Raw genomic sequence first — 13,990 nt, 5'->3', positions numbered from 1 at the left:
CACAAGCTTCATTCCTCCTTTGACCGACCCCAGGCACCGCTCCGCCATGCAGCTCTACAACTACTTCCGCTCCTCCGCCTCGTTCCGCGTGCGCATTGCGCTGCAGCTCAAGGGCCTGCCCTACGACTACATGCCTGTGCATCTGGTCAAGGGCGAGCACAAGGCCCCCGATTACGCGGGCCGCATCGGGGACGCGCTGGTGCCCACCCTGGTGACCGATGGCGGCACGGCGCTGTCGCAGTCCATGGCCATCATCGAATACCTGGACGAAACCCACCCCACGCCCGCCTTGCTGCCCGCCACCCCGTTGGCGCGAGCCCGGGTGCGCGCACTGGCCCAGATGGTGGCGTGCGAAATCCACCCCATCAACAATCTGCGCGTGCTCAAGTACCTGGTGCATGAACTGAAGGTGGACGAGGATGCCAAGAACGCCTGGTACCACCACTGGGTGCGCAGTGGGCTGGAGGCGTTCGAGCGGCAACTCGACCTGCTGGCGCAAGAGCGCGCTGCGCAGGGCATGGCGCCCTCGGTGCTGTGCTGGGGCGACACGCCCACGCTGGCTGACTGCTGCCTGGTGCCGCAGATCTTCAATGCCCAGCGTTTCAAGGTCAGCCTGGACGGCCTGCCGCGCACCATGGGAGCGTTTGACGCCTGCATGACGCTGCCTGCGTTCCAGCAGGCGCAGCCATCGGCCTGCCCGGACAACGAAGCGTGACGCCTGTGTCATCGTCGGTACCAAACCAGCACGCAGACTGGCTGGTGCCCGACTGGCCCGCGCCGCCGGGTGTGCATGCGCTGTGCACCACGCGCACGGGTGGCATGAGCCGCCCACCGTTCGAGCAGTTGAACCTGGGCACCCATGTGGGCGACGATCCGGTGGCGGTGGCCGCCAACCGGCAGATCGTGCAGTCCGCATTGCATTCCACAGCCCCGGGCGCCCGCGCGGTGTTCTTGAACCAGGTGCATGGCGATGGCGTGCTGCAGCTGGATGCGAGCACCCCCGACGGGGCAGAAGCCGACGCCTGCGTGACCCGTGCGCCCGGCGCCGTCTGCACCATCATGGTGGCCGACTGTTTGCCCGTGTTGCTGGCTCACCGCTCAGGCCAGGTGGTGGCTGCAGCCCACGCCGGCTGGCGCGGACTGGCCGGGAGCGCAGGGCTGGGCGTGCTGGAATCGGTTTTCAAGCATTTTTGCCATGAAGCGCTAGTGCATTCTGCCGGTGCAACTATCAAAAATGCAGCATTGGCGCCTGACTATCAGTACGCTTCAGAGGTTGCGGCCCACACGCTAGCGTGGTTGGGCCCCTGCATCGGCCCCACGGCTTTCGAGGTAGGGGCGGAGGTGCGTGCAGCGTTCTGCGACGTCCCGGGTGCCCAGGGCGCTGCGACCGCTCAGTGCTTTGTGGCGCGGCCCGATGCACCGGGCAAGTACCTGTGCGATCTGGCAGGGCTGGCCCGGCTGCGTTTGCAAGCCATGGGCATCACCCACATCTACGGCAATGACGGCACCGCACCCTGGTGCACCGTCACGCAGGCCTCACGGTTCTTTTCGCACCGCCGCGACAGCGCTGCCCTCGGCGGCAGCGGGCGTTTTGCCGCCTGCATCTGGCGCGGCTGACGCAGCGGGTTCGGCGCCCGCATCGGCCATGCGGGCTGCGGCCTGCTCCGCGTCGTACGCGGCCTGTTCCTCCGCCTCTCGCGCCTTGATCTTGCGCTTGCGCGAAGGCGTGCCCAGGATGTAGACCAGAATGCCCATGGGCAGCAGGCCGTACAACGCGAAGGTGATGAGGGCGCCCAGCACGGTGCCCTGTGGGCTGGTGGCTTCGGCCACCGCCATCATGAGCGTGACGTAGGTCCAGGCGATGACGATGAGGTACATTGATTTGTGTGTACTGAAAGCGTTGAATTCGTTGCCATGCACCATGGGGTGGGCAACAATGAAGCTGCGAAACAAAAATCAGGCCCCAGCCGCTGCGAGCGACCAACCATTGAGGAATGAGCATGACTTCTGAATCACCCTGGGCCGAGAGCGCCCAGCAGTTCCAGCAGATTTTCGGGCAAAGCTGGTCTCAGGCACTGCAATCGTTTCAGAAACTGGACCTGGGTGCGCAGATACCCACGGCGACTCCGCTCAAGCTGTCGCAAGACAAGCTGCAGTCCTTGCAGCAGCAGTACATCAAAGAAGCCCAGGAGCTGTGGGCCAAAGGCCTGCAAGGCACCCCAGAGGTCAAGGACAAGCGTTTTGCGGGTGAAGGCTGGGCCAGCAATCCGGTGGCGGCGTTTTCTGCCGCAGCCTACCTGCTCAACGCCCGCACGCTGATGGGCTTGGCCGAGGCGGTGGAGGCCGATGAAAAAACCAAGGCCCGCATTCGCTTTGGTGTGGAGCAGTGGATGGCCGCCATGGCGCCCAGCAACTTTCTCGCCTTCAACGCCGAGGCGCAAAAGAAGGCCATCGAGACCAAGGGCGAGAGCATCGCCAAAGGCATGCAGAACCTGCTGCATGACATCACGCAGGGCCATGTGTCGATGACCGACGAAAGCCTGTTCGAAGTGGGCCGCAACGTGGCCACCACCGAAGGCGCGGTGGTGTACGAGAACGAGCTGTTCCAGTTGCTCGAATACAAGCCCCTCACGGCCAAGGTGTACGAGCGCCCGTTCCTGCTGGTGCCGCCCTGCATCAACAAGTTCTACATCCTCGACCTGCAGCCAGAGAACTCGCTGATCCGTTACGCCGTCGAACAAGGCCATCGCACCTTTGTGGTGAGCTGGCGCAATCCGGATGACAGCCTGGCCCACAAAACGTGGGACGACTACGTGGAAGATGGCGCCATGGCCGCCATCGACGTGGTGCAGAACATCACCGGCGCCGAGCAGATCAATGCGCTGGGGTTTTGTGTGGGCGGCACCATCCTCTCCAACGCACTGGCCGTACTGGCCGCGCGCGGTGACGAGCCCGTGGCCAGCGCGACCTTCCTCACCACGCTGATCGACTTCACCGACACCGGCATCCTCGACGTGTTCATTGATGAGGCGTTCGTCAAGTTCCGTGAGATGCAGATGGGCAATGGCGGGCTGATGAAGGGGCACGACCTGGCGTCCACCTTCAGCTTCCTGCGCCCCAACGATCTGGTCTGGAACTACGTGGTGGGCAACTACCTCAAGGGCGAAACGCCACCGCCGTTCGACCTGCTGTACTGGAACAGCGACAGCACCAATCTGCCGGGGCCGTTCTATGCCTGGTACCTGCGCAATTTCTATCTGGAGAACAACCTGGTCAAGCCGGGCAAGCTCACCGTGTGCGGCGAAAAGCTGGATCTGGGCAATCTCGATCTGCCTGTGTATATCTACGGCTCGCGCGAGGACCACATCGTGCCGGCCACGGCTGCCTATGCGTCCACCCAGGCGCTGCCCGGCAAGAAGCGGTTTGTGATGGGTGCCTCGGGCCATATCGCCGGGGTGATCAACCCGCCCGCCAAGGGCAAGCGCAGCCACTGGGTTCGCGCCGATGGCAAGTTCCCCGCCACGCTGGACCAATGGCTGGCGGGCGCCACCGAGCACCCAGGCAGCTGGTGGACCGACTGGTCGGGCTGGCTCAAGGGCCACGCGGGCAAGCAAATTGCGGCGCCCAAGGCCTATGGCAAAGGCACCAAATTCAAGGCCATCGAGCCCGCGCCCGGTCGCTACGTCAAGCAGAAAGCCTGATACGCAAAAGTCCTGACTTTCAGCACTGCGAGAATTACCTACCGTACCGAACAACCTCCAACCACAAGGACATTCCATGGAAGACATCGTCATCGTTTCGGCCGCTCGCACCGCTGTGGGCAAGTTTGGTGGCTCGCTGGCCAAGACGCCCGCGACCGAACTCGGCGCCATCGTGATTCGTGAAGCCATCGCACGCGCGGGTCTGTCGTCTGACCAGATCGGTGAAGTCATCATGGGCCAGGTGCTGGCGGCTGGCGTGGGCCAGAACCCCGCGCGCCAGGCCTCCATGAAAGCAGGCGTGGCCAAGGAAACCCCCGCGCTCACCATCAATGCGGTATGCGGCTCCGGCCTCAAGGCCGTGATGCTCGCCGCCCAGGCCGTGGCCTGGGGTGACAGCGAGATCGTCGTGGCCGGTGGCCAGGAGAGCATGAGCCTGGCACCGCACGTGCTGCCCAACTCGCGCGACGGCCAGCGCATGGGCGACTGGAAGCTGGTGGACACCATGATCGTGGACGGCCTGTGGGACGTGTACAACCAGTACCACATGGGCATCACGGCGGAAAACGTGGCCAAGCAGTACGGCATCACCCGCGACATGCAGGATGCGCTGGCCCTGGCCAGCCAGCAAAAGGCAGCCGCTGCGCAAGACGCAGGCAAGTTCGCCGATGAAATCGTGGGTGTGAGCCTGGCGCAGAAGAAGGGCGACCCCATCCTCTTCAACACTGACGAATACCTCAACCGCAAGACCAACGCAGAAGCACTGGCAGGCCTGCGCCCTGCGTTTGACAAGGCGGGCAGCGTGACCGCGGGCAACGCATCGGGTCTGAACGACGGCGCCGCCGCCGTGGTGGTGATGAGCGCCAAGAAGGCCGCTGCCCTCGGCCTCAAGCCCTTGGCCCGCATTGCCGCCTTTGGCACGAGCGGCCTGGACCCGGCCACCATGGGCATGGGCCCCGTGCCGGCTTCGCGCAAGGCCCTGCAGCGTGCAGGCTGGAACGCGGCCGATGTGGACCTGTTCGAGCTGAACGAAGCCTTCGCCGCCCAGGCCTGCGCCGTGAACAAGGAGCTGGCAATTGACCCCGCCAAGGTGAATGTGAACGGTGGCGCCATTGCCATCGGTCACCCCATTGGAGCGTCCGGTTGCCGGATTCTGGTCACGCTGCTGCACGAAATGCAGCGCCGTGACGCCAAGAAGGGCTTGGCCGCGCTGTGCATCGGTGGCGGCATGGGGGTGTCTCTGGCTGTGGAGCGTTGAGCCCCAGGGCCCCGTTGGAGGCGGCGCCCTTGCCGTGCTGACTAAAGACGCTGGCAGTGACAGCAAAAAGGCCGCATGGATATGCGGCCTTTTTTATGGGTGTGTTGGCCTGTTGGGTGAAGAAAGCTGCCCCAAGGTCTTCAGCAGATCGTCTGGGAGTTCCATCACCGGATAGCAGCCCCTCAGCCCAGGGATGTGTGCAGCCTCCAGAAGGCTCTGCACGGGCGCTGAAGGGCCGCAAGTTTGCCATGGTGCGGTACCATGTTTTCCCATGACCGCGACCATTTTTGCCCAACCCTTCGAACCCGTGGGCTGTCAATCCTGTCGTGACAAGACGCAGCTTCCGTTCGACTTCACAATGGCCTTTCAGCCCATCATGAATCTGGAGTTGAATCGTCCGTTTGCCTACGAGGCGCTGGTGCGTGGTGTGGGTGGTGAGTCGGCTGGCACAGTGCTGTCGTGGGTGGATGACACCAACCGTTATCGGTTTGACCAGGCGTGCCGCGTCAAGGCGATTGAATTGGCGTCGCGCCTGGGGCTTGCCAACTTGCCGGACTGCCGGCTGAGCATCAACTTTCTACCCAATGCGGTGTACCGGCCCGAGACCTGCATCCGCGCCACGATGGAGGCGGCTGAGGAATTCGATTTCCCGCACGACCGCATCATGTTCGAGGTGACCGAGGGTGAGCAGGTCACCAACGGTGCCCACCTCAAGTCCATCTTCAATGAATACCGGCGCCAGGGTCTCATCACGGCCATCGACGACTTTGGTGCGGGCTATGCAGGGCTGAACATGCTGGTTCAATTCCAGCCCCATGTGCTCAAGATCGACATGGAGCTGATTCGCAACATTGACCAAGACCCCGTGCGTCAGGCGATTGTGTGCGGCATCGTGTTGGTGTGTCAGCGCTTGTCCATCGACATTGTGGCCGAGGGCATTGAAACCTCGGCTGAGTCCGCCTATCTGCAATCGGTGGGCGTTTGCTACCAGCAAGGCTATCTGTTTGCCAAGCCGGGATGGGAGTCTTTGCCACTGGCGCCGCGGCACGTCTAGCCCGCAGCGGCCTGCAGTCCAAGGGCTGCCCTTGCGAGGCTCTTCAGCTCTCAATCGCCGGGCGGCTGCCTGAATTTGTTGAGCCCCCAGGCACCACATTGGTGACGCGCCGCTAGGCTTGACTGGCGTCAATGGTGTGACGCATGCGGATATGTCAAAAAGGAAAGGGCTTCAGTGTTTTCCTTCACGGCAGTGCCCAATTTCTTCGGTAGAGTGGGTCCTGAGCCAATCACTAACAAGGAGAAATCACATGAGCCAAAAAGTCGCGTATGTCACCGGTGGCATGGGAGGCATCGGTACCGCCATTTGCCAGCGCCTGCACAAGGAAGGTTTCAAGGTCATCGCTGGCTGCGGCCCGACACGGGACCACGCCAAGTGGCTGGCCGAGCAAAAGGCCCTGGGCTACACGTTTTATGCGTCGGTCGGTAACGTGGGTGATTGGGATTCCACCGTGGAAGCCTTCGGCAAGACCAAGGCGGAACACGGCACCATCGACGTGCTGGTGAACAACGCCGGCATCACGCGGGACCGCATGTTCCTCAAGATGTCGCGCGAAGACTGGGACGCCGTTATCGAAACCAACCTCAACAGCATGTTCAATGTCACGAAGCAAGTGGTGTCTGACATGGTGGAAAAGGGCTGGGGCCGCATCATCAACATCAGCTCGGTCAACGGCGAAAAAGGCCAGGCAGGGCAGACCAACTATTCCGCCGCCAAGGCAGGGATGCACGGCTTCTCGATGGCCCTGGCGCAAGAGCTGGCCACCAAGGGCGTTACGGTCAACACGGTCAGCCCAGGCTACATCGGCACGGACATGGTCAAGGCGATCCGCCCGGACGTGCTGGAAAAGATCGTGGCGACGGTGCCCGTCAAGCGTCTGGGCGAGCCCAGCGAGATCGCCTCGATCATTGCCTGGCTGGCATCGGAAGAGGGCGGTTACGCCACAGGCGCCGACTTCTCGGTCAACGGTGGCCTGCACATGGGCTAAGGCTTGCGCGGCCTTTTTGGTCGCCACAGGAGCAACAAAAGGTCCCAACAAAAAACCCCGCAGATGCGGGGTTTTTTGTTGGGACCTGCAAGGGTTGCGAGAGATTAACTCTGGCCTTGCTACGGTGCGCCTGGAAAATATTGGCCTGAAGTTCCTATATCTCCCATGCATTGGTATGTTTTGTGCTTGTTGTGCGGTGCGGCAATGTCATCGACCTGCACAACAGTGGCTTGGCTGCAGCGCCTTCAGAAGCGGGCCGGGGCGCGCTTGCGGTCGCGTTCGTCTTCGGGCCAGGCGGACAAGATAGCGGTGGTATTCATGTGGAAAACTCCTGTGATGTACCAACAACGCGGTCAGTCTGCAGTCCGTTGACAAGCTTTCGCAAAAAAATGCAACGGCAATAGCCTGTAGGTTTACACGAAAATTTGCTATAAATTTAGCAGCAACGAAACAATGCCAATCAAGGAAAATTCCTGAAAATTGAGGGAAAAATTTACAGGACTTTACATCTTCAGCTGACCGAGGCACCCGACATTTCTTCGAGTTCTGACGAAATTTCCAGCCAGCGTTCTTCGAGTTTTCCCGTTTCTTCATTCCCGGCTTTCAAGCGGCGACCGCACTCGGCGATCTCTGCGGGAGGCAAGGCCTGCGTCAGTTGGTGCTCCAATTGGGTGCGTTCCGCGCCCAAAGCCGCCAGGCGCTTGTCGATCTGTTCCAGCTCCTTTTTGAGCGGCCGGGTCTTTTCGGCCAGCTGCTGGCGTGTTTGGGCGTCGAGCTTGCGTTGCTCGCGCCCGTCACGCGAAGGCGCGGGGGAGGGGGCCGGTGCGGGCGTGGCAGAAGCGACGGCAACGGCCGCAGGTGCGGTGGTGGGGGCTGGTGCACTTGCCTGGGCCTGTGACGCCTGGGCCTGTTCGGCCAGACGCGCCTCTTCGCGCAGGCGCTTGGACTCTTCAAGCAGGTAGCGCTGGTAGTCGTCCAGGTCGCCATCGAAGGGGCCGACCACGCCCCGGCCGACCATCCAGAAATCTTCGCAGACCGAGCGCAGCAGCGCACGGTCGTGGCTGACCAGCATGACGGTGCCATCGAAGTCGTTGAGCGCCATGGCCAGCGCCTCGCGGGTAGCCAGGTCCAGGTGGTTGGTGGGCTCGTCCAGCAGCAGCAGGTTGGGGCGTTGCCAGACGATCATGGCCAGCACCAGGCGGGCCTTTTCGCCGCCGCTCATGGTGCCCACGGCCTGCTTGACCATGTCACCCGTGAAATTGAAGCTGCCCAGGTAGCTGCGCAGATCCTGCTCGCGGCTGGGTTGCTTGGCATCCGGCCCCAGGTCCTTGGCCAGGCGGATCATGTGCTCCAGCGGGTTCTCTGCGGGACGCAGAACGTCCAGCTCCTGCTGGGCAAAGTACCCGATGTTCAGGCCCTTGCCTTCGGTGATGCTGCCGCCCAGCGCCTTCATGGTGCGCGCAATGGTCTTGACCAGGGTGGACTTGCCCTGGCCGTTGGCACCCAGGATACCGATGCGCTGCCCCGCCAGCACCGAGCGGTTGACGCCGGTGAGGATGGTGGTGGGCGTGCCCTCGTCGTCCACATAGCCGAACGACGCGTCGCTGATGGCCAGCATGGGATTGGGCAGGTTGGCCGGTTCCTTGAACTCGAACGTGAAGTCCGCCTCGGCGAGCACCGGTCCGATCTTCTCCATGCGTTCGAGTTGCTTGACCCGGCTTTGCGCCTGCTTGGCCTTGCTGGCCTTGGCCTTGAAGCGGTCGATGAACTTCTGCAGGTGGGCCATCTTTTCCTGCTGCTTGGCAAAGCTGGCTTGCTGCAGTTCGAGCTGTTGGGCGCGCAGCTCTTCGAACTTGCTGTAGTTGCCGCCGTAACGGTTCAGCTCACCTTGCTGGATTTGCAGGGTGACGTTGGTGATGGCGTCCAGGAATTCGCGGTCGTGGCTGATCACGATCATGGTGCCTGCGTAGCGCTTGAGCCATGCCTCCAGCCAGACGAGGGCGTCCAGATCCAAGTGGTTGGTGGGCTCGTCCAGCAGCAGCAGGTCACTCGGACACATCAGCGCACGCGCCAGTTGCAAGCGCATGCGCCAGCCGCCCGAAAAGCTGTTGACCGGCTGATCCAGCTCGCTCACGCGAAAGCCCAGGCCCAGGATGAGTGCCTGCGCACGGGCCACGGCATCGTGTGCGCCAGCGTCGTGCAGGTCGGAATAGGCGTGGGCGATGGCCATGCCATCGTCGCTGGCCTCGGCCTCTGCCAACTGGCGCTGCACCTCGGCCAGGCGCGTGTCGCCTTCCAGCACAAACTCTGTGGCTGACTCGTCGGTTTCGGGCATGTTCTGCGCGACCTCGGCCATTCGCCAGCTCGACGGTATGTGAAAGTCTCCGCCGTCTTCATGCAGCTTGCCGCTGAGCAGGGCGAACAGGCTGGACTTGCCTGCGCCATTGCGGCCCACAAGCCCTACGCTTTCGCCGGGGTTGATGGTGGTGGACACGCTGTCGAGCACGACTTTCGTGCCTCGGCGCAGGGTAACGTTCTTGAGGGTGATCATCCGGGAATCAGAAAAAAGCACACCCGCACGAGGCGGGTGGCGTACAAAACTCTGGGGGCCTGCACAGTTGTCAGCGGCCCAGCCGCTGCAGCTGCCAAGGTGGCGCAAAGGGCTCTATTGTGCCGTGAGCCGGGTTTTGGCGGCCAGCGCCTGCCGGGTAACCAGCAAAACCTGGTCTTCGCCCGCACTGGTATCGAGCCAAAAAACTGGTAGTTGGGGAAATGCCGCCTCGAAGTGGCTGCGCTCGTTGCCGATCTCCAGAATGAGCACAGCGTCTTCGCTCATGCAGGCCGGAGCGGCTGCGAAGAGCTGGCGCACAAAGTCCATGCCGTCGTCACCGCCCGCCAGGGCCAGTGCGGGCTCGGCGCGGTACTCGCTGGGCAGCGTGGCCATGCTGGCGGCGTTCACATAGGGCGGGTTGCACAGGATCAGGTCCCAGGGGCCAGGCAGGGTGCTCAGTCCGTCTGACAACTGCAGGGCGACGCGGTCCTGCAATCCATGCTTGTCCACATTGATGCGCGCCACGGCCAGCGCGTCGGGCGAAATGTCGGAGCCGGTGACCGAGACCTCCGGCCACGCCATGGCGGCCAGCACTGCCAGGCTGCCATTGCCGGTGCACAGGTCCAGCACGCGATGGGTATGGTCGCTAAGGAATTCATCTGCCCCGCCGTCCACCAGCAGCTCTGCGATGAAACTGCGCGGCACGATGGCGCGCTCGTCCACGTAGAACGGTATGCCCTGAAGCCACGCTTCACGCGTGAGGTAAGCGGCGGGTTTTCGCGTAGCGATCCGTTCTTCAAAAAGAGTAGCAACCAAGGCTTGATCTGCGGGCGCTACAGGTTTGTTCTTAATGGATTCTGGCGCGTCGGAGAGGTCGCTGTCCAGGGGCAGCCCCAGGCGCCATAGCACCAGCCATACGGCTTCATCGTGGGCATTGGTGGTGCCGTGGCCGAACGACACGCCTGCCGATGCCAGCTGCTGGGCGCCCCATTCGACCAGGGTGCCTACCGTCACTGCATTGGACGCGGGCGTTTCTTGTGGGTTGCTGGTCATGATGTGGTCATTGCCTGGGCTGCTGTGGCCTGTGCCTGCAGGTTCTCGAGGGTGCGGCGGTAGATGTTCTTGAGGGGTTCGATATCGGCCACCACCACATGCTCGTCAATCTTGTGGATGCTGGCGTTGGGCGGCCCCAGTTCGATCACCTGGGGGCAGACCTGGGCGATGAAGCGGCCATCGCTGGTGCCGCCGGTGGTGGACAGCTCGGTGGTCAGGCCGGTTTCAGCGGCAATGGCCTGCTGCACGGCATCCACCAGCTCGCCGGGTGTGGTGAGGAAGGGTTGTCCGCCCAAGGTCCAGCGCAGGTCGTAGTCGAGCCCATGGCGGTCCAGCAAGGCATGCACACGCTGCTGCAGGCCTTCGGCGGTGGACTCGGTGGAGAAACGGAAGTTGAAGTCGATCACCACCTCACCCGGAATCACATTGGTGGCGCCTGTGCCACCATGCATGTTGCTGATTTGCCAGCTCGTGGGCGGAAAGAACGCGTTGCCGTTGTCCCACACCGTGGCGGCCAGTTCCGTCAGGGCGGGCAAGGCCTGGTGGATGGGATTGCGAGCCAGCTGGGGGTAGGCAATGTGGCCCTGGATGCCGCGCACGCTGAGCTTGCCGCTCAGGGTGCCGCGCCGTCCGTTCTTAATCATGTCGCCGGTTTTCTCGACCGAAGTGGGCTCGCCCACGATGCAGTAGTCGAGCCGTTCGCCGCGCGCCTTGAGCTGCTCGACCACGACCTTGGTGCCATCGACCGAGGGACCCTCTTCATCGCTGGTCAGCAAAAAAGCCAGCTCCACCTGCGGGGCGGGCGTGGCGGCCAGAAACTCTTCCACCGCCACGACAAAGGCCGCGATCGAGGTCTTCATGTCGCTGGCGCCGCGGCCATAGAGCTTGCCGTCCTTGTGGGTGGGCACGAAGGGGTCGCTGCTCCACTGCGCAAGTGGGCCGGTCGGGACGACATCGGTGTGGCCTGCAAAGACTACGGTTTTGATAGCGGAAGAGGTTTGTTCTGCCTGCGCTACGGGCCGCTTTGCCCATAAGTTGCTGACGCGGAAGTCTGCCGGGCCGCTGTCCAACCGCTCGCACACAAAACCCAGCGGGGCCAGCCGTGCAGCCAGCAGGTCCAGGCAGCCGGCATCCTCCGGGGTGATGGAGGGCAGGGAGATGAGCTGTTCGGCCAGGTGGAGGGTGCGGGACATGGGATCAGGGAATGGAGGCAGGCAGTGGGGCTGCGATCAGTGGGGGGAAGCTGTGGTCACGGGGCGGTGCTTCTGCATCGCACGGTCCGTGCGACAGGGGCCCGGGTACGAAAGAGGCACATCATGCCGCCGGCTTGACGTCCAGCACGATCTCGGTGAATGACGGGGTGTCATCCGGCGTGTCGCGCGCTTCCTTCTGGGCCTTGGCAGCATTGGCAGCAAGGGAGAAGTCGTTTTGCAGGCGCCACATGAGGTTGGTGGGCGAGTCAGCGTACGCAAGGCCTTCCTTACGTTCGATCTTGGACTCCATGATGAGGCGGGCCAGAGCCTCCTCGAAGGTCTGCGAGCCTTCGGCCATGGATTTTTCCATGGCCTCCTTCACGCCGGAGAAATCTCCCTTTTCGATCAGCTCCGACACCAGCTTGGAGTTGAGCATGACCTCCACGGCTGGCACCCGGCCGCCGTCGGTCTTGCGCACCAGGCGCTGGGACACCACGGCCTTGAGGGCCGATGCCAGGTCGCCCAGCATGGTGGGGCGCACCTCGACGGGGTAGAACGACAAGATGCGATTGAGCGCGTGGTAGCTGTTGTTGCCGTGCAGTGTGGCCAGGCACAGGTGGCCCGACTGCGCATAGGCAATGGCGGCAGACATGGTCTCGCGGTCGCGAATTTCGCCGATCAGGATCACGTCGGGCGCCTGGCGCAGCGCGTTTTTCAGGGCGGTCTGCAACGACTGGGTGTCGCTGCCGATCTCGCGCTGGTTGACGATGGATTTCTTGTTCTTGAACTGATACTCGACCGGGTCCTCGATGGTGAGGATGTGGCCTGTCAGCGCTTCGTTGCGCGTGTCGATCATCGACGCCAGCGAGGTGCTCTTGCCCGAGCCGGTAGCACCCACCATCAGGATCAGCCCGCGTTTTTCCATGATGAGTTCGCGCATCACAGGGGGCAGGCCCAGCGTGTCGAACTCCGGGATCTGCTGCGAGATGAAGCGGATCACCACCGCGTAGCTGCCGCGCTGGCGCATGGCGCTGACCCGGAACCGGCCCACGCCGCTGAGCGGCACGCCCATGTTGAGCTCGCCGGTTTCTTCCAGCTCCTCGATGCGGTCTGGCGTGACCACTTCGGACAGAAGATTGCGCGGCGCGTCGGGGGGCAGGATCTGGTTGTTGATCGGCACGCACTCGCCGTTGATCTTGATCAGCGCAGGTGCGTTGGCCGACAGATAGACGTCGGAGGCCTTTTTCTCTGCCATCAGGCGAAGAATTCGTTCCATCGTGCTCATGGTGTTTCCCTCTTGTTGTCTGTCTCTGTCGGTGGGCGAACGGCCAGGGCCGTCCGCGGGTTCACGGCAATCAGTCGCGCAGCAGGTCGTTGATGCTGGTCTTGGAGCGGGTTTGCGCGTCCACCTGCTTGACGATGATGGCAGCGTACATGCTGTAGGGCGCGCCGTTGGCGGCCGTCTTGGGCAGATTGCCGCTGACCACCACCGAGCCCGAAGGCACGCGGCCGTAGCTGATTTCGCCGGTGGCACGATTGAAGATGGGGGTGCTCTGGCCCAGGTACACGCCCATGCCCAACACGGAGTTCTCTTCGACCACCACACCTTCGACGACCTCGGAACGGGCGCCGATGAAGCAGTTGTCTTCAATGATGGTGGGGCCGGCCTGCAGAGGCTCCAGCACACCGCCAATGCCCACGCCGCCGGACAGGTGCACGTTGGCGCCGATCTGTGCGCACGAACCCACGGTGGCCCAGGTGTCGACCATGGTGCCTTCGCCCACGTAGGCGCCAATGTTCACGTACGACGGCATCAGGATCGCGCCCTTGGCGATGAAGCTGCCGCGGCGGGCCACAGCGGGGGGCACCACGCGCACGCCGGTGGCCTTCATTTCTTCTTCGGACAGGTGGGCAAATTTGGTCTGCACCTTGTCGTAAAAGCCCAGGTCGCCGGCCTTGACGACTTCGTTGTCCTTGAGGCGGAACGACAGCAGCACGGCCTTCTTGATCCACTGGTGCACGGTCCACTGGCCCACGCCTTCGCGGGTGGCTACGCGCAGCTTGCCATTGTTCAGCTCGGCGATCACATGCTCGACAGCGTCCTGGATCTCCTTGGGAGCGGCGGCGGGCGAGAGGCTGGCGCGGTTGTCCCAGGCGTTGTCGATGAGGGTTTGGAGTTGTTGGGTCATGTTGTT

The 13,990-nt window shown here is 63.0% G+C and carries 12 protein-coding genes; 6 read left to right on the top strand and 6 right to left on the bottom strand.

Annotation, left to right across the window (positions count from 1 at the left end; genetic code table 11):
* Nucleotides 1-46: 46 nt before the first annotated feature.
* Nucleotides 47-715, top strand: a complete 669-nt coding sequence (gene maiA / locus C8C99_RS09105) for a maleylacetoacetate isomerase (protein ID WP_108625554.1) — start codon at nucleotides 47-49, stop codon at nucleotides 713-715.
* Nucleotides 712-1,617, top strand: coding sequence for a polyphenol oxidase family protein (locus C8C99_RS09100; protein WP_108625553.1), 906 nt, complete (start codon nucleotides 712-714; stop codon nucleotides 1,615-1,617). The genes maiA and C8C99_RS09100 overlap by 4 nt, the downstream gene beginning before the upstream one ends.
* Here C8C99_RS09100 and C8C99_RS09095 read toward each other — a convergent pair.
* Nucleotides 1,537-1,878, bottom strand: coding sequence for a hypothetical protein (locus tag C8C99_RS09095; RefSeq protein WP_108627099.1), 342 nt, complete (start codon nucleotides 1,876-1,878; stop codon nucleotides 1,537-1,539). The two genes, C8C99_RS09100 and C8C99_RS09095, sit on opposite strands and share 81 nt — an antisense overlap.
* 122 nt (nucleotides 1,879-2,000) lie before the next feature.
* Between C8C99_RS09095 and C8C99_RS09090 the strand changes: the two genes are divergently transcribed.
* From C8C99_RS09090 to phbB, 4 genes are all read left to right on the top strand, one after another.
* Nucleotides 2,001-3,701: an alpha/beta hydrolase gene (locus C8C99_RS09090; protein ID WP_108625552.1), complete on the top strand. Its 1,701-nt coding sequence runs from the start codon at nucleotides 2,001-2,003 to the stop codon at nucleotides 3,699-3,701.
* Between the two features lie 76 nt (nucleotides 3,702-3,777).
* Complete coding sequence (locus tag C8C99_RS09085) at nucleotides 3,778-4,956, top strand: acetyl-CoA C-acetyltransferase (protein WP_056644674.1); 1,179 nt, start codon at nucleotides 3,778-3,780, stop codon at nucleotides 4,954-4,956.
* A 271-nt stretch (nucleotides 4,957-5,227) separates the two neighbouring features.
* Nucleotides 5,228-6,010, top strand: coding sequence for an EAL domain-containing protein (locus C8C99_RS09080; RefSeq protein ID WP_056644669.1), 783 nt, complete (start codon nucleotides 5,228-5,230; stop codon nucleotides 6,008-6,010).
* A 250-nt stretch (nucleotides 6,011-6,260) separates the two neighbouring features.
* A complete protein-coding gene (phbB, locus tag C8C99_RS09075) occupies nucleotides 6,261-6,998 on the top strand; it encodes an acetoacetyl-CoA reductase (protein ID WP_056062618.1) in 738 nt (245 codons plus the stop codon).
* 511 nt (nucleotides 6,999-7,509) lie between these two features.
* Here phbB and C8C99_RS09070 read toward each other — a convergent pair.
* From C8C99_RS09070 to dapD, 5 genes are all read right to left on the bottom strand, one after another.
* Nucleotides 7,510-9,549, bottom strand: a complete 2,040-nt coding sequence (locus C8C99_RS09070) for an ABC-F family ATP-binding cassette domain-containing protein (RefSeq protein WP_108625551.1) — start codon at nucleotides 9,547-9,549, stop codon at nucleotides 7,510-7,512.
* A gap of 114 nt (nucleotides 9,550-9,663) precedes the next feature.
* The gene (prmB, locus tag C8C99_RS09065; RefSeq protein ID WP_108625550.1) at nucleotides 9,664-10,602 is read right to left on the bottom strand and encodes a 50S ribosomal protein L3 N(5)-glutamine methyltransferase; all 939 of its coding nucleotides are present in this window, start codon (nucleotides 10,600-10,602) and stop codon (nucleotides 9,664-9,666) included.
* Entirely contained in the window at nucleotides 10,599-11,795 is a 1,197-nt protein-coding gene (gene dapE / locus C8C99_RS09060) for a succinyl-diaminopimelate desuccinylase (protein WP_108625549.1), read from the bottom strand. The genes prmB and dapE overlap by 4 nt, the downstream gene beginning before the upstream one ends.
* A gap of 121 nt (nucleotides 11,796-11,916) precedes the next feature.
* Nucleotides 11,917-13,080, bottom strand: a complete 1,164-nt coding sequence (locus C8C99_RS09055) for a PilT/PilU family type 4a pilus ATPase (protein ID WP_056644660.1) — start codon at nucleotides 13,078-13,080, stop codon at nucleotides 11,917-11,919.
* 70 nt (nucleotides 13,081-13,150) lie between these two features.
* Nucleotides 13,151-13,984, bottom strand: a complete 834-nt coding sequence (dapD, locus tag C8C99_RS09050) for a 2,3,4,5-tetrahydropyridine-2,6-dicarboxylate N-succinyltransferase (RefSeq protein ID WP_108625548.1) — start codon at nucleotides 13,982-13,984, stop codon at nucleotides 13,151-13,153.
* Nucleotides 13,985-13,990 lie beyond the last annotated feature (6 nt).

The organism is Acidovorax sp. 107, assembly GCF_003058055.1.
GTDB lineage: Bacteria > Pseudomonadota > Gammaproteobacteria > Burkholderiales > Burkholderiaceae_C > Acidovorax.
The sequence above is the reverse complement of the archived record's forward strand: the minus strand, read 5'-3'. Positions and strand labels throughout refer to the sequence as shown.